At 71.4% G+C, this 15,697-nt stretch carries 10 protein-coding genes; 8 read left to right on the top strand and 2 right to left on the bottom strand.

Annotation, left to right across the window (positions count from 1 at the left end):
- Window positions 1–65: 65 nt before the first annotated feature.
- Window positions 66–1,406, bottom strand: a complete 1,341-nt coding sequence (gene gabT, locus AB0L71_RS21120) for a 4-aminobutyrate--2-oxoglutarate transaminase (protein WP_365245034.1) — start codon at window positions 1,404–1,406, stop codon at window positions 66–68.
- Between the two features lie 299 nt (window positions 1,407–1,705).
- On the opposite strand from gabT, the gene AB0L71_RS21115 reads away from it, so the two are divergent.
- From AB0L71_RS21115 to cutA, 4 genes are all read left to right on the top strand, one after another.
- Entirely contained in the window at window positions 1,706–4,093 is a 2,388-nt protein-coding gene (locus AB0L71_RS21115; protein WP_365245031.1) for an ATP/GTP-binding protein, read from the top strand.
- Window positions 4,094–4,216: 123 nt separating this feature from the next.
- A complete protein-coding gene (locus AB0L71_RS21110) occupies window positions 4,217–5,815 on the top strand; it encodes a PucR family transcriptional regulator (RefSeq protein ID WP_365245028.1) in 1,599 nt (532 codons plus the stop codon).
- Window positions 5,816–5,984: 169 nt separating this feature from the next.
- Complete coding sequence (locus AB0L71_RS21105) at window positions 5,985–7,430, top strand: aldehyde dehydrogenase family protein (RefSeq protein WP_365245025.1); 1,446 nt, start codon at window positions 5,985–5,987, stop codon at window positions 7,428–7,430.
- A gap of 283 nt (window positions 7,431–7,713) precedes the next feature.
- Window positions 7,714–8,043 carry a divalent-cation tolerance protein CutA gene (gene cutA, locus AB0L71_RS21100; RefSeq protein WP_365245022.1) on the top strand — a complete coding sequence of 110 codons (330 nt, stop codon included), beginning with the start codon at window positions 7,714–7,716 and terminating at the stop codon, window positions 8,041–8,043.
- Here the strand turns inward: cutA and AB0L71_RS21095 are convergent.
- Window positions 8,040–9,404, bottom strand: a complete 1,365-nt coding sequence (locus AB0L71_RS21095) for a helix-turn-helix transcriptional regulator (protein WP_365245019.1) — start codon at window positions 9,402–9,404, stop codon at window positions 8,040–8,042. The genes cutA and AB0L71_RS21095 overlap by 4 nt on opposite strands.
- Before the next feature lie 245 nt (window positions 9,405–9,649).
- Here AB0L71_RS21095 and AB0L71_RS21090 point away from each other — a divergent pair, with 245 nt between their 5' ends.
- The 4 genes from AB0L71_RS21090 (at window position 9,650) to AB0L71_RS21075 (ending at window position 15,526) form a co-directional block, all read left to right on the top strand.
- The gene (locus AB0L71_RS21090) at window positions 9,650–10,201 is read left to right on the top strand and encodes a hypothetical protein (protein WP_365245016.1); all 552 of its coding nucleotides are present in this window, start codon (window positions 9,650–9,652) and stop codon (window positions 10,199–10,201) included.
- A gap of 581 nt (window positions 10,202–10,782) precedes the next feature.
- Window positions 10,783–12,729, top strand: coding sequence for an acyl-CoA dehydrogenase family protein (locus AB0L71_RS21085; RefSeq protein WP_365245013.1), 1,947 nt, complete (start codon window positions 10,783–10,785; stop codon window positions 12,727–12,729).
- Window positions 12,730–12,965: 236 nt separating this feature from the next.
- Window positions 12,966–14,219: a 1-deoxy-D-xylulose-5-phosphate reductoisomerase gene (gene dxr, locus AB0L71_RS21080; protein WP_365245010.1), complete on the top strand. Its 1,254-nt coding sequence runs from the start codon at window positions 12,966–12,968 to the stop codon at window positions 14,217–14,219.
- The gene (locus AB0L71_RS21075) at window positions 14,216–15,526 is read left to right on the top strand and encodes a site-2 protease family protein (RefSeq protein ID WP_365245007.1); all 1,311 of its coding nucleotides are present in this window, start codon (window positions 14,216–14,218) and stop codon (window positions 15,524–15,526) included. Before dxr ends, AB0L71_RS21075 begins: the two co-directional genes overlap by 4 nt.
- Window positions 15,527–15,697: the final 171 nt, after the last annotated feature.

Here is a 15,697-nt window from a genome sequence, read left to right as displayed (position 1 = left end):
CCCTCACGCGGGCCCTTCGCAACCCCGGCGGAACGCCCGTGGGAGCCGCCGGGGGATCGCACGGCTCAGATCTGGCCGAAGGACTCCTCGATGACGTCGAGCGCCTCGTTCAGCAGGTCCTCGCCGATCACCAGCGGAGGCAGGAAGCGCAGGACGTTGCCGTACGTGCCGCAGGTGAGGACGAGCACACCCGCCGCGTGGCAGGCCTTCGCGAGCTTCGCGGTGGCCTCCGGGTTCGGGTCCTTCGAGCCGGACTTCACCAGCTCGATCGCGATCATCGCGCCGCGGCCGCGGATGTCGCCGATGATGTCGCCGTTCGGCAGCTTCGCCTGCATCTCGGCGAGGCGGCCCTTCATGATCTCCTCGATGCGCTTCGCCTTCCCGTTCAGGTCCAGCTCGCGCATCGTCTCGATGGCGCCGAGCGCGGCCGCGCAGGCCACCGGGTTGCCGCCGTAGGTGCCACCGAGGCCACCGGAGTGGGCGGCGTCCATGATCTCGGCGCGGCCGGTCACGGCGGACAGCGGCAGACCGCCCGCGATGCCCTTGGCGGTGGTGATCAGGTCGGGGACGATGCCCTCGTCCTCGCAGGCGAACCACTGGCCGGTGCGGCAGAAGCCGGACTGGATCTCGTCCGCGACGAAGACGATCCCATTGTCCTTGGCGAACTGCGCGATCGCCGGGAGGAAGCCCTTGGCCGGCTCGATGAAGCCGCCCTCGCCGAGCACCGGCTCGATGATGATCGCGGCCACGTTGTCCGCGCCGATCTGCTTGGTGATCTGGTCGATGGCCTGGGCGGACGCCTCGGCACCGGCGTTCTCCGCGCCGGTCGGCCAGCGGTATCCGTACGCCACCGGCACCCGGTAGACCTCGGGCGCGAACGGGCCGAAGCCCTGCTTGTACGGCATGTTCTTGGCGGTCAGCGCCATCGTCAGGTTGGTGCGGCCGTGGTAGCCGTGGTCGAAGACGACGACCGCGGTGCGCTTGGTGTAGGCGCGGGCGATCTTCACCGCGTTCTCCACGGCCTCGGCGCCCGAGTTGAACAGTGCGGACTTCTTGGCGTGGTCGCCCGGCGTCAGCTCGGCGAGCTGCTCGCAGACCTCGACGTACCCCTCGTACGGCGTGACCATGAAACAGGTGTGGGTGAAGTCGTTGAGCTGCGCGGACGCCCGGCGCACGACGGCCTCGGCGGAGGCGCCGACCGACGTCACGGCGATACCGGAACCGAGGTCGATCAGGCGGTTGCCGTCCACGTCCTCGATGATCCCGCCACCGGCGCGGGCGGTGAACACCGGCAGGGTGGAGCCCACGCCTGCGGCCACCGAGGCGAGGCGGCGGGTCTGCAGCTCCACCGACTTCGGGCCGGGAATGGCAGTGACGACGCGGCGCTCCTGCGGAATTGCGGTCATGAGGGGCTCCTGTGGGGTGTTTCGGACGCTTCTCTTTCTGCAGGCTAGGGGCGGGGCCCGGGGTTCGGCATGTTCCGTTCGGGAGTGATGGCCGTGCGGCGTTGTCCGTCACGGACATAGCGAGGGGATCCGGGCCGGGCCGCGGCGGAGCACGGACGGGTCCGGAGACCCCGGAGCGTGGGCGGAGACATCCGGCCGGACGGCGTCCGACGGGGTGGTTCGGGGCACTAGATTGATGACTTCGGGCGCGTGCGCCCGGAGTTACCGGTCGGCGCTGGTCAGGGGACGAGGGACAGCAGATGGACACCGAGGGCACGTACGGCTCGCGCGACACCCGCTCCGGTGGTCCGGTGCCGCGCCCTGCGGGCCCGCCACCGCCCCAACTGCCGCCGAGGCCGGGATACGCCCCGGCGTCCGGCCCCTCGCAGGGGAACTACGCCCCGGCGTCCGGCCCCTCGCTGGGGGACTGGCTCCGCACCCCGCGCGCGGCGGCCGAACCCGGCCTGTGGCGATTCGGCCACACCCCCCGGCCCGACGCCGACCCCGACCGGGTGCCCGACCGGGCACTGATCGGCGGTGCGGTCGTGGCGCTGCTCGCCGCCCTGCTGGTGTGGTCGCTGTGGCGCAACGGATATGTGCCGCACCGCCTGATCCTGCTCCAAGTCGTCACACCGTCCGACTGGTGGGGGCTCGAACGCCCCGCTGCGGCCCTGACCGCCCTCGCCGTCTACAACAGTCTGGTCGCCCTCCTGGTGATCGTGGGCTTCGGACGGCTGGGCAACTGGCGGGAGGTGTTCCGCCGGTACGCCGCCGACCACCCCCAGCCGGGCCGGGCGGTGCGCACCGCGCTGGTCGGGGCCGTCCTGGTCTGGTGCTTCGTGAACTCCGACGACCTGCTGCCCTTCGACGACCTGGCCCTGGGCCTGACGCCGTACTCCTGGCTCTACGGCGGCACGGCCATGGAGACCCGGGATCGCGTGGAGACCTTCAAGACCGTGTACCACGTGGTGGGCGCCGTCGCGATCCTCCTGCCGATCGCCCGGGCCGGCGGCTGGTTCACCCTCGTAACCGAGCTGCGCGGCCGTGCGAAGAAGGGGCCGGAACCGGAGAGGGCGCCCGGAGAGAGCCCCGCCGACTGGCCGCAGCTGCGCGCCGCGGGCCGGCACGCGGCCGCCGACCGGCTGGTGGCGGACGAGCGGACCGGGCGGATGAACGACGTCGACTGGGTACGGATCCGGCGCGCCTGGGCATCCGTGGAGGCCGACCCCTCGCGCGTCGGCCCGTTCACCGACGCCGTGCTCGGCCAGGGCGCACGGGCCTGTCCGCACCCCTCGGGCGACCGGGACCTGCCGGCCCGTACCGCCACCCACGACCTGCTCACCTCGCAGGTGCGGCTCGGCCGCTACACGGACTTCGACCGCAACCCGGCGGCCCGACGGGGTGCCGGGGCCGCCGTCGACCCGGCGTGCCTGGGCTCCTCGCTGCTGGCCGTCGGCCCCTTCGGGTCGGGCAAGACCCGGCACCTGGTGCGGCCCGTCGTGGAGTCGCTCGCCCTGCAGGCACTCGCCGGGAAGGCCGTCGTCGTGGCCGTCTGCGCGGCAGGTACCCCGCTCGGGGCCGACGAGGGCTACGACGTGGTGATCAGGCCGGGCGACCCGTCCAGCGCCCACGACCTCGACCTGTACAGCGGAACCGACGACGCCGACGAGGCCGCCGCCCTGCTCGCCGAGGCGGTCGCCGGCGACCTGCCCGACGTCGACGCGCGGCGGGCCACGACCGCACTCGCCCAACTGCTCGGCGCGTACCGGGCGGTCCACGACCGCTTCCCGTCCGTCCCGGTACTGCGCGAACTGCTCGACGGCGCTCCCGGCGCCCTGGCCGAGCTCCGGGCCCTGCTCCACACCGACGCGCACCGCTCGTATCTCCGTGAACTCGACACCCGGGCGCGGCAGACGGGCACCCCCGGCGACCCGGGACTCCTTCTCGCCGACCGGCTCGCCGTCCTGGACCGGCCCGCCTTCGCGGGGTTCTTCGACACCACCGGCACGACCCGGCCCTTCTCGGTACGCACCCTCGAACACCCGCTGCGGGTCCGCATCGACCTGCCGGAACGCGCCCACCCCGAGGCCGCGCGCCTGATCGCCCGGCTGGTGCTCGCCCAGTTCACCACCGGGGCGGCCGCCCGCACGGACCGCTCGCTGTTCGCCTTCCTCGCCCTGGACGACGCCACGCACACCGTGACCGGCGAGTCCGTACGGGCCGTGCAGCGGCTGCGGAACTGCAACGCCGGAGTCCTGCTCACCCTGCGCGGGCTGGGCGACGTACCGGAGAGCCTGCACACGGCGCTGCTCGGCTCCGTCGGCTGCCACATGACGTTCTCCGGCGTCACGACCTGGGACGGACGGCTCTTCGCGCAGGCGTGGGGCACCGAATGGGTGGAGACGACCGAGGTCGCCAAGCACACGGTCTTCGCCGACCAGCCGCTCACCCGGGCCGTGCACGCCCTGCGCAAGCTGGTCACCGGGAAGGCCGTCACGACGGACGCGGTGACCGTCCGCCAGGTCGAGCGGGAACGCTGGTCGGCCTCCGAACTGGCCCACCGGGTGCCGGCCGGGCACGCGGTGCTGTCCCTGACGACCGTACGGGGCGAACACGCGCCGCCGCTGCTGGTGGATCTGACCGGCTGAACCGCACGGGACGTGCCCCCTACCAGGACAGCGGTTCCTGCAAACCCTGCCGCCCTGGCAGAATCGACCGGAGCCGTTCATACGGGACGGCGAAAACCGACTCCCCGAGGTTCCGCAGTCCCCATGCCCCCCACTCTCGCCTCGCTCGTCCAGCATTCGGCGCTCAAGCTCACTGTGCGTGCGGGGGCGGACCGGCTCGACGCGCCCGTTCGCTGGGCGCACGCCAGCGAGCTGGCCGACCCCGTCCCGTACATGGAGGGCGGTGAGCTCCTGCTCGTCACCGCCACCAATCTCGACGCCGACAACCCCGAGGCGATGCGGCGGTACGTGCGGCGGCTGGCCGGTGCCGGGGTCGTCGGCCTGGGCTTCGCCGTCGGCGTCCACCACGACGACATACCCCAGGCCCTGGTCGACGCCGCCGAGGAGACCGGGCTGCCGCTCCTCGAGGTGCCGCGCCGCACCCCGTTCCTCGCCATCGCCAAGGCCGTCTCGTCGGAGATCGCCGCCGATCAGTACCGGGCGGTGACCGCGGGCTTCGAGGCCCAGCGGGAGCTGACGAAGGCCGCACTCGCGGGCGACGGCCCCGGCGAACTCCTCACCCGGCTGGCCGCGCACGTCGACGGCTGGGCGGCGCTGTACGACACCTCCGGCGCGGTCGTCGCCGCCGCCCCCGACTGGGCCGCCCGCCGGGCCGCCCGGCTCGCCCCCGACGTCGCACGCCTGCGGGAGCGCCCCGCACCGGCCAGCATGGTCGTCGGCAACACCGACGACCGGGTCGAGCTCCAGTCCCTGGGCAGCGGCCGCCGGGTCCGGGGCGCCCTCGCCGTCGGCACCGGCGCGGCGCTCGGCACCGCGGAGCGGTACGCCGTGCACGCGGCGGTCTCCCTGCTCACCCTGACCACGGCCCGCTCCCGGTCCCTCCAGGACGCGGAGCAGCGGCTGGGCGCGGCAGTGCTGCGCATGCTGCTCGCCGGCCAGCCGGACCACGCACGGGCCGTCGCCGGGGATCTGTACGGAGCACTGCTGGACGCCCCCTTCCGGCTGGTCATCGCCGAGGCACCGGCCCCCTCGGCACCGGCGGCGGCGCTGGGAGCGCTGGGCGAGGCGATGGAGGCGGCGGCCTTCCGGACCGGCGAGCCCCTGCTGGCCGTGCCCGACGGCGAACGGCTCGTCGTCCTCGCCGCCGACGGCGGCGCGGCGGTCGCGGCCTGCACGGCCTACGCGGATGCGCGGGAAGCTCGGGCGGCGAGGTCCTCGCACGAACCGGCGACGACGGAGGAGGACGAGGTGGTCGTGGGGCTGTCCGCACCCGCGGGCCCGATCGCCGTGTCCGCCGCGTACAAGCAGGCCGAACAGGCCCTGTCGGTGGCCCGCCGAAGAGGCAGGACCCTGGTCGAGCACGAGGAGCTCGTCGCGGGCTCGGTGCTGCCGCTGCTCGCGGACGACGCCGTGCGGGCGTTCGCCGACGGGATGCTCCGCGCCCTGCACGAGCACGACGCCAAGGGGCGCGGTGACCTGGTCGCCTCGCTGCGGGCCTGGCTCGCCCACCACGGGCAGTGGGACGCGGCAGCGGCCGACCTCGGCGTGCACCGCCACACCCTGCGCTACCGGATGCGCCGGGTGGAAGAGATCCTGAGCCGCTCACTGGACGACCCGGACGTCCGGATGGAACTGTGGCTGGCCCTGAAGGTCACCGGTTCCGCGCCGACGGCGGAGGCGTAGCGGCCGGTCCGCCGGTCTGCCGGCCCGCCCGCACCCCGCACCCACCAACGCTTCCTTACAAACCGTCGTGAACCCCCGGCGCTCTGCTCCACACCGGACAAACATCAGGTCCGCCGTGCGGCCCTACGGTGGGGGGCAACGCACCAACGACTCCGAAGGGCCGGACTCCATGACTTCCACCCACGCCTTCTGGCTCGCCGGCCGCCAGGCCACCGGCGAGGACAGCTTCGACGTCACCAACCCCTGGGACGGCCGTCTCGTCGGCACCGTCAGCGTGCCGACCGACGCCCAGATCGAGGAGGCCGTCGCGGCCGCGCACGCCGTGCGCGAGGAGTTCGCCGCGACCCCGGCCCACGTCCGGGCCGCCGCCCTCGACCACGTCGTACGGCGCCTGGTGGAGCGCACCGAGGAGATCGCCCAGCTGATCTCCGCCGAGAACGGCAAGCCCATCAAGTGGGCGCGCGGCGAGGTCGGCCGCGCCGTCTCCGTGTTCCGGTTCGCCTCCGAGGAAGCCCGCCGCTTCAACGGCGGCGACGCCCAGCGCCTCGACACCGACGCCGGTGGCACCGGCCGCCTCGGCCTGACCCGGCGCTTCCCGCGCGGCACGGTCCTTGGCATCGCCCCGTTCAACTTCCCGCTGAACCTGAGCGCCCACAAGGTGGCCCCGGCCATCGCCGTCGGCGCCCCGATCATCCTGAAGCCCGCCCCGGCCACCCCGATCTCCTCGCTGATCCTGGGCGAGCTGCTGGCCGAGACCAACCTGCCGGCCGGCTCGTGGTCCGTGCTGACGGTCCCCAACGACCGGATGCCCGCCCTCGTGCAGGACGAGCGCCTGCCGGTGATCTCCTTCACCGGGTCCGGCCCCGTCGGTTACTCGATCATGGAGTCGGTGCCGCGCAAGCACTGCACCCTGGAGCTCGGCGGCAACGCCGCCGCGGTCGTCCTCGGCGACTACGCCTCCGACGAGGACCTGGACTGGGCCGCGAACCGCATCGCGACCTTCTCCAACTACCAGGGCGGCCAGTCCTGCATCTCGGTGCAGCGGGTCATCGCGGACGCCGCGGTCTACGACCGGCTCGTCCCGAAGATCGTCGCCGCCGTCGAGGCCCAGGTCACCGGCGACCCGTCCGACGCCGCCACCGACGTCGGCCCGCTGGTCAGCGAGGACGCCGCCCGGCGCGTCGAGTCCTGGGTCGACGAGGCCGTACAGGCCGGCGCCCAGCTCCTCACCGGCGGCAAGCGCGACGGTGCCACGTACGCCCCGACCGTGCTCGCCGAACTCCCGGACGGCGTCACCCTCTCCTGCGAGGAGGTCTTCGGACCGGTGCTCTCCGTGCAGAAGGTGGACGGCGAGGCCGAGGCGTTCGCCGCGGTCAACTCCTCCAAGTACGGCCTGCAGGCAGGTGTGTTCACGCACGACCTGCAGACCGCCTTCCGCGCCCACCGCGCCCTCGAGGTCGGCGGCGTGATCATCGGCGACGTCCCCTCCTACCGCGCCGACCAGATGCCGTACGGCGGCGCCAAGCAGTCCGGCGTCGGCCGCGAGGGCGTCCGCTACGCCATGGACGACTACACCTACGAGCGCGTGCTGGTCCTGACCGGCCTCGCCCTGTAGGACCGCGAAACCGGATCGATCCGGATCGGCCCGGATCGATCCGGGCCGATCCGACAGACACCGCCTGCCAACCGCCCGGACAGCACGACAGCAGGCGGCAGAAGGACGGCCTGAGCCCACTGTGCGGGGGCTCAGGCCGTCTTCTGCGTATCCGCTTTTCGCGGCGCTGGGGGTTGCAGGCGGCGAGTGGCGCACGGGCATAGCGAGGGTTCAGCTGCACCACCCCGGAGGCGGGGCCGCAATTCCAAATGGCCGCCGTCACTTGTTGGTTAGGCTCCCGACCATGACTGAATACGTGCAGGTATCCACGGCCACGGAGACGAAACAGCAGGCGATTGACCTCGCGGGTTCAGCGGTGAAGCAGCGGCTTGCCGCAGGCGCCCAGATCATCGGGCCGGTCACCAGCGTGTTCTGGCACCTGGGCGAGTACGGCAGCGGTGAGGAGTGGCGGCTCCTCCTCAAGACGACGACCGACCGTTACCCGGAGCTGGAGGTGCACCTGCTTGAGCGCCACCCATGGGACAACCCCGAGCTGTGTGCCGTACCGATCGTTCTGGGCGCCGAACGGTGCAAGCAGTGGATCGGGGAGTCGGTCTCCCCAGAAGCGCCCTAATCGGCGGCGCGTTCCAAGATGTCCCGGACCGTGCCGAGAGCCGCGTGGGGTCGCAGCTTGGTGAGGAGCGGGTCGATGCGCTGCCGGGGCCGCACGGAGGCGACGCCTGATGCGAGTTCGAGCGCGCGGCCGGCCTTCTCGGCTGCCTGCTCCACCTCGCCGGCAGTGAGGTAGGCGTCGGCAAGCCAGGACAGGTAGAGCGCCTTGTCGCGGGCGTGGTCGTCGGAATACCGATCGAGGGCGTCGGTGAGGACCGGCACCGCGCGCAGGGGCCGCCGGAGTTCGGTCCAGCAGCGGCCGGTCATGATGTCGAGCTCAGTGCGGTCGACCCAGGCAGACCAGTCGGGTTGAGGCTCGCCGTCCTGTGCGCCATCAAGGGCCTCGCGTGCGGCATCGAGGGCGCGTTCTGTGTCTGTTGGCTGGTTGTCGACGGCGCAGACCCAGGCGAGACGCTCGTAAAGGAGGGCTCGGACCGAAGATGGTGTCCGGACGGTGATCGTCGCGCAGGAGTCTTCGGCCAGGGCGACGGCGGTGCGCCGGTTGTCCGCGAGGGTTTTGTAGGCGAGGAACGCGAGGCTGTTGGCGTAGAGATCGGAGTCCTGCGCTGTGCGCGCAAAGTCGCGACTCTCCTCGTAGAGGGATCCGGCGTCCTTCGTGCGCCCTCCGTCGAAAGCCGCCCAACCTGCTTGCTGGGCTTGCTCTGCGAGGAGCGCAGTGAGACGGCGACGAGCGTCGTCGGTGAAGCTGGCGCGCTGTAGAAGGCCCTTGGTGTACTGCACTTCGCCGAGGTACGTGCGGTAGGTATCGCCGCCGCCGAGGATGTCGTCGAGACGCCGAAGGCGGGTGGTGCGTTCGTGGAGCCGGTCGATGTAGGCGTCGGTGACGCGGCGCGGCTGGTCTGGCCGGTGGAGGGCGGGGAGGGCGGCAGCGAGACCAGTACTGGTCGCTGCCTGAAGGACGGTCCGGCGGCGGAGGTGCGGTCCGTTCTTGGTGCTGGCTGTTCCAGCAGGAGCGTCGTTTGCCTCCCAAGGACGGGGAGCGAGGCCGAGTAGGCGCCCGGGGACGCGTAGAGCATCTGCGATCTGCGCGATCTTCTCGAAGGATGTGATGCGTCCTTGGCCCCGTGCGAGTGTTCCGACCCGGTCAGGTTTGATGTCGCACTCGGTGGCGAGCTTCGAGTAGCTGATTCCTGCCCGCTCGCGGGCGATTCGGAAAACCGCCCCGAAGTCGTGGCCCGTCAGTGCACGGTGCATGCCCTCGTCATCGAGGAGGTCCCGCGGCAGGGCCGTAGATGGCTGGTAGATCATGCGGCACCCTTCCTGCTGGCCTGAGCCTGCGCGGTGGTTGTCCAGCGTGTGCACCCATCATGGGTATACCCCGCGACAGGAGGCGGCGTTTTCGCGGAGAAGTCACTCTGTGCGTTGAGGCCCCGAGACCAGGCTCGCCGACCCCGGGGCATGGATGACTGGTGAGGAGCCGCCATGTTTGAGTGCACCCAACTCGTGGGCGCTGCGGATGAGGTCAAAGAAGACGCCGACCGCTTTTCCACGGGGACGGCGCGGTGAGGGGCGTACGAGCTTCGCCCGAACCGAGCCCTGGAGCGTTCGTGCGCACCAGGAAGGACCGGGAGTCGGTAGTAGGCGACTGGCTACTCGGCGCAGCTCCGGACCTGGACGAGGCCCGCACCGAGTGGGCGACGACGGGTATCGCGCTGCTGCGATGCGGCGGAGCGTTCACCGCGGTCCGTATCCAGGCCGACATCGTGCAGGCCGCCGCCGGCACCGAGGACCCCGAGCGCGTCGACGCCTTCCTCGCGGAGGCGCTCCACGGCGGTCCCGTGTTCATCGACAGGTCCTCCCGGCGGTATTACGCGTTGGTACCGGCGAGCACGTCACGGCTGCCGCAATGGGCCGGCTGTGCGGTGCCGGGCGCTGAGTGCCTCGGCTCCGGTTGCTTCCTCGGTGTCCCGTGCTTGCAGCGGACCGAACCGGAGGAGTCCCGGTGCTACTGGTGTGTGCCGATGAGCGGCCCCGGTGCTCTGTGCAGCCCGGATGCGGTCTCGCAGCTCGTCGCCTACGGCCGCTTTCGGCGAGCCCACAGGGAGCACCTGGTCGCGGAGGCGGACGAGGACGGTCATGGACAAGACGACCGTGGATGATGAGGAGACGGCGTACCGCGTGCTCCTGGGCCACACCCTGGTGTGTGCGGTCTGCCGTGTTGATGCGCCGTGCGAGAGAAGGCGTGCGCTGAGGCGCGCGTGGAGATCCTCCTGCCACCTCGACAGCCGGACGCCTCCAGGGCACGGCCGATGACCACGGCGCCCACAGGTGGATCAGCCCTTCGCCCCCGACCGGCTCCGCTGGGTGCTCAGCAAGGCCCAGCAGTGGCAGCCGTACGCGGCTGCCGCATAAACCTCCTCCTGGTGGCCCGGAAGACATCAGGCCTGGCCATCAGGCAGGCACAACCGGGACCACCGCCACCCGGTTCCCGTTTTCGCCCAGGCTCGAACCGGCAGCCGAGCCGCGTCCCCGGCGCACGCCCCGGCCCCTCTGTCACGGCGCGGCTGTCCAGTGGAGTGGCCCGCGACCCGATCGGCGTCCGGGGGATGGTGGAGGTGCCGGTGTCCGGGTACATCAGACACGTAGCACCGGTCGGTCACGGCACGGCAGACGCGCCGCGCGCGCTCCGTGCGGACCGGCCGCGTCCGCCCACCCCACAACGCGGCGAGGTGAGCTCCTCATGTCCGCACCATCCGCTCCCAAGAACACCCCCCGGGTCACCGAGCGTGAAGCCCGGCAAGTGGCCGAGGCCGCACGCGAACAGGACTGGCACAAGCCGAGTTTCGCCAAGGAACTCTTCCTCGGACGCTTCCGGCTCGACCTGATCCATCCGCATCCGCAGCCGGCCGTGGACGACGTCCGGCGCGGCGAGGCGTTCCTCGCCCGGCTGCGCGACTTCTGCGAAACCCGGATCGACAGCGCCCGCATCGAGCGCGAGGCGAGAATCCCCGACGAGGTGATCAACGGCCTCAAGGAACTCGGCGCGCTCGGGATGAAGATCGACCCGAAGTACGGCGGCCTGGGCCTCACCCAGGTCTACTACAACAAGGCACTCGCCCTGGTCGGTTCCGCCAGCCCCGCGATCGGGGCGCTGCTCTCGGCCCACCAGTCCATCGGTGTGCCCCAGCCGCTGAAGCTCTTCGGCAGCCAGGCACAGAAGGACGCCTTCCTGCCCCGGCTGGCAACGACCGACATCTCGGCGTTCCTGCTGACCGAACCGGACGTCGGATCCGACCCGGCCCGGCTCGCCACCTCGGCGGTGCCGGAGGGATCGGACTACATCCTCGACGGGGTGAAACTGTGGACGACCAACGGCGTCGTCGCCGACCTGCTCGTCGTGATGGCCCGCGTCCCCCGGTCCGAAGGTCACAAGGGCGGCATCACGGCCTTCGTCGTGGAGGCGGACTCCCCGGGCATCACCGTCGAGAACCGCAACGCCTTCATGGGCCTGCGCGGCATCGAGAACGGTGTCACCCGCTTCCACCGGGTCCGGGTCCCGGCCGCGAACCGCATCGGCCCCGAAGGCGCGGGGCTCAAGATCGCCCTCACCACGCTCAACACGGGCCGGCTCTCGCTGCCCGCCATGTGCGTCGGGGCCGGCAAGTGGTGCCTGAAGATCGCCCGTGAGTGGTCCGCGGTCCGCGAGCAGTGGGGCCGGCCGGTCGCCCGGCACGAGGCCGTGGGCGCCAAGATCTCCTTCATCGCCGCCACCACCTTCGCGCTCGAAGCGGTGGTCGACCTCTCCTCGCAGATGGCCGACGAGAACCGCAACGACATCCGTATCGAAGCGGCCCTCGCCAAGCTGTACGGCTCCGAGATGGGCTGTCTGATGGCCGACGAACTGGTCCAGATCCGGGGCGGCCGGGGCTTCGAGACCGCTGCCTCGCTCGCCGCCCGCGGGGAACGGGCCGTCCCTGCCGAACAGCTCCTGCGCGATCTGCGGATCAACCGCATCTTCGAGGGCTCCACCGAGATCATGCATCTGCTGATCGCCCGTGAGGCCGTCGACGCGCACCTGAAGGTGGCGGGGGACATCATCGACCCCGACAAGCCCCTGGCCGCCAAGGCGAAGGCGGGCGCGAACGCGGCGGGCTTCTACGCCCGCTGGCTGCCGGGGCTGGTCGCCGGTCCGGGGCAACTCCCGGGTACCTACCGTGAGTTCGATCCGCCCGGACACCCCGACCTGTCCACCCATCTGCGCTATGTCGAACGCTCCGCACGGAAACTCGCCCGCTCCACCTTCTACGCGATGTCGCGCTGGCAGGGCCGGATGGAGACCAAACAGGGCTTCCTCGGCAGGATCGTCGACATCGGGGCGGAACTCTTCGCGATGAGCGCCGCCTGCGTCCGCGCCGAACTGCTGCGCAGCTCCGGCGACCACGGCCGGGAGGCCTACCGGCTGGCCGACACCTTCTGCCGCCAGTCCCGCATCCGTGTCGAGGAACTCTTCACGCGCCTGTGGTCCAACACCGACGACCTCGACCGGCGTGTGGTCGACGGTGTCCTGTCCGGTGCGTACACCTGGCTGGAGGAAGGCGTCGTCGACCCCAGCGACGAAGGCCCCTGGATCGCCGACGCCACCCCCGGACCGTCCGTCAGGAACAACGTCCGCCGTCCTTTCGGCTGAGGCGTGGACCAGTGGGCGGGAGTGCGTCCACACCGGCCTGAGTCCCCGGCCCGGCACAACAGGTCCTGGGCGTCCGCCGCCCACGCCGTCCAGGGAAGACCACTTCTTCTCACCGTGCCGGGGCTGCTCCCGCCCCACCGGCCCCCGGGAGCGACCCCGGCCCCGGAGCCCCGCGTCCGGGCGGCGCGCGGGACACCCTGTCCACGCGCACAGCCGAAGCGGCCACAATGGGGGGCATGACCGACAGCCCTGCCCCCCTCGCCGACCCGCACATCGTCTTCGACGCCACGGAAGGACCCCGGGACCTCGTCATCCTCGGCTCGACCGGTTCCATCGGCACCCAGGCCATCGACCTGGTGCTGCGTCATCCCGACCGCTTCCGTGTCACCGCGCTCTCCGCCGCGGGAGGCCGGGTCGCCCTCCTTGCCGAGCAGGCGCGCCGGCTGAGGGTGCGGACCGTCGCGGTCGCGGCGCCGGAGGCCGTACCGGCCCTCCGGGAGGCGCTGCGCGAGCAGTACGGGGCGGGCGAGCCGCTGCCCGAGATCCTGGCAGGGCCCGAGGCCGCCACCCAGCTCGCCGCCGGCGAGTGCCACACCGTGCTCAACGGCATCACCGGCTCGATCGGTCTCGCCCCCACGCTCGCCGCGCTCGAAGCGGGCCACACGCTCGCCCTGGCCAACAAGGAGTCGCTGATCGTCGGCGGCCCGCTGGTCAAGGCGCTGGCCGCGCCCGGCCAGATCATCCCGGTCGACTCCGAGCACGCCGCCCTCTTCCAGGCGCTCGCCGCGGGCACCCGCGCCGATGTCCGCAAGCTCGTCGTCACCGCCTCCGGCGGGCCCTTCCGGGGACGTACCCGGAGCGATCTCGTGGGCGTCACCCGCGAGGAGGCCCTCGCGCATCCGACCTGGGCCATGGGACCGGTCATCACGATCAACTCCGCCACCCTCGTCAACAAGGGGCTGGAGGTCATCGAGGCACATCTTCTCTACGACATCCCGTTCGACCGGATCGAGGTCGTGGTCCACCCCCAGTCCTACGTTCACTCCATGGTGGAGTTCACCGACGGCTCCACCCTCGCCCAGGCCACGCCCCCGGACATGCGGGGCCCGATCGCCATCGGCATCGGCTGGCCTGCGCGTATCCCGGACGCCGCACCCGCCTTCGACTGGACGAAGGCGTCCAGCTGGGAGTTCTTCCCCCTCGACAACGAGGCCTTCCCCTCCGTCGGACTGGCCCGGCACGTGGGCACGCTCGGTGCCACCGCACCGGCCGTGTTCAACGCCGCGAACGAGGAATGCGTCGACGCTTTCCTGGCGGGCAGGCTGCCGTTCAACGGAATCATGGATACGGTCTCCGCGGTGGTGGCCGAACACGGCACCCCCGCCACGGGAACTTCGCTGACGGTCTCGGACGTCCTGGAAGCGGAGACCTGGGCACGCGCCCGGGCCCGTGAACTCTCGGCGAAGGCGACAGCGGAGGCGCGCGCATGAGTATGACGACGGTCCTGTTGACGATTCTGGGCATCGCCGTCTTCGTCATCGGGCTGCTGTTCTCGATCGCCTGGCACGAGCTGGGCCACCTCTCCACGGCCAAGCTCTTCGGCATCCGCGTCCCCCAGTACATGGTCGGATTCGGTCCGACGATCTGGTCGCGCAAGAAGGGCGACACCGAGTACGGGATCAAGGCCATTCCGGCCGGCGGCTACATCCGCATGATCGGCATGTTCCCGCCCGGACCGGACGGACGCCTGGAGGCGCGGTCCACCTCCCCGTGGCGCGGGATGATCGAGGACGCCAGGTCCGCGGCCTTCGAAGAGCTCGAACCGGGTGACGAGAAGCGCCTCTTCTACACCCGCAGGCCGTGGAAGCGCGTCATCGTGATGTTCGCCGGGCCGTTCATGAACCTGGTCCTGGCCGTCGCCATCTTCCTCGGCGTGGCGATGACCTTCGGCTTCCAGACCCAGACCACCGAGGTGGCCGGTGTCCAGAAGTGCGTGATCGCCCAGAGCGAGAACCGCGACACCTGCAAGAAGTCCGACCCGGTCTCGCCCGCCCAGGCGGCAGGACTCAAGAAGGGCGACAAGATCGTCGCCTTCGACGGTCAGAAGGTCGACGACTGGGCCACGCTCTCCGACAGGATCCGCGCGACCATCGGCCCCGCCACGCTCACGATCCAGCGCGACGGCCACGAGCAGACCCTGCACGCGGTACTGCAGAAGAACTCGGTCGCCAAGAAGGACTCCAAGGGAGAGGTCATCCCCGGGGAGTTCGTACCGGCCGGCTACCTCGGCTTCGCGGCCCAGACCGAGATCGTGCCGCTCTCCTTCGGTGACTCGGTCGTCCGCATGGGAGACATGATCGAGAACGGCGTCGACTCGATCGTCGCCCTCCCGTCCAAGATCCCGGCCCTGTGGGACGCCGCCTTCGGCGACGGCGAACGGGCGGCCGACTCCCCGGTGGGCGTGGTCGGCGCGGCCAGGATCGGCGGCGAGGTGATGACGCTCGACGTCCCGGCGACGAACCAGATCGCGATGATGCTGTTCCTGCTGGCGGGCTTCAACCTCTCGCTGTTCCTCTTCAACATGCTGCCCCTGCTGCCCCTCGACGGCGGACACATCGCCGGAGCACTCTGGGAGGCCCTGCGCCGCAATGTCGCGCGGGTCTTCAAGCGCCCCGACCCGGGCCCCTTCGACGTGGCCAAGCTGATGCCGGTCGCCTATGTCGTCGCAGGTGTCTTCATCTGCTTCACGCTGCTGGTGCTGGTGGCCGACATCGTCAATCCGGTCAAGATCTCCTGATCGGACCCGTTCCTCCGATCCGGCCCGTGCACTGCGGGTGACGGCCCGGCACACCGTGTGTGTCCGGGCCGTCGCTCTGTACGGCGCCCCGCGGACGTGGTGTGCTCCGGGGCGCCGTCGGTGCCGTAACCTCGAAGCCCGGAGCCCGCCGACCTCGGGAACTCGATTCAC

The sequence above is a fragment of the Streptomyces sp. NPDC052052 genome (assembly GCF_040680455.1).
Classification (GTDB): domain Bacteria; phylum Actinomycetota; class Actinomycetes; order Streptomycetales; family Streptomycetaceae; genus Streptomyces.
Note: the sequence above shows the minus strand (reverse complement) of the source record. Positions and strands in the feature narration are given on the sequence as shown.

Coding starts and splice junctions, on each gene's coding strand:
- AB0L71_RS21085 (WP_365245013.1), top strand. CDS start 10,783: ATGTCCGCACCATCCGCTCCCAAGAACACCCCCCGGGTCACCGAGCGT.
- cutA (WP_365245022.1), top strand. CDS start 7,714: ATGACTGAATACGTGCAGGTATCCACGGCCACGGAGACGAAACAGCAG.
- AB0L71_RS21110 (WP_365245028.1), top strand. CDS start 4,217: ATGCCCCCCACTCTCGCCTCGCTCGTCCAGCATTCGGCGCTCAAGCTC.
- dxr (WP_365245010.1), top strand. CDS start 12,966: ATGACCGACAGCCCTGCCCCCCTCGCCGACCCGCACATCGTCTTCGAC.
- gabT (WP_365245034.1), bottom strand. CDS start 1,406: ATGACCGCAATTCCGCAGGAGCGCCGCGTCGTCACTGCCATTCCCGGC.
- AB0L71_RS21105 (WP_365245025.1), top strand. CDS start 5,985: ATGACTTCCACCCACGCCTTCTGGCTCGCCGGCCGCCAGGCCACCGGC.
- AB0L71_RS21075 (WP_365245007.1), top strand. CDS start 14,216: ATGAGTATGACGACGGTCCTGTTGACGATTCTGGGCATCGCCGTCTTC.
- AB0L71_RS21115 (WP_365245031.1), top strand. CDS start 1,706: ATGGACACCGAGGGCACGTACGGCTCGCGCGACACCCGCTCCGGTGGT.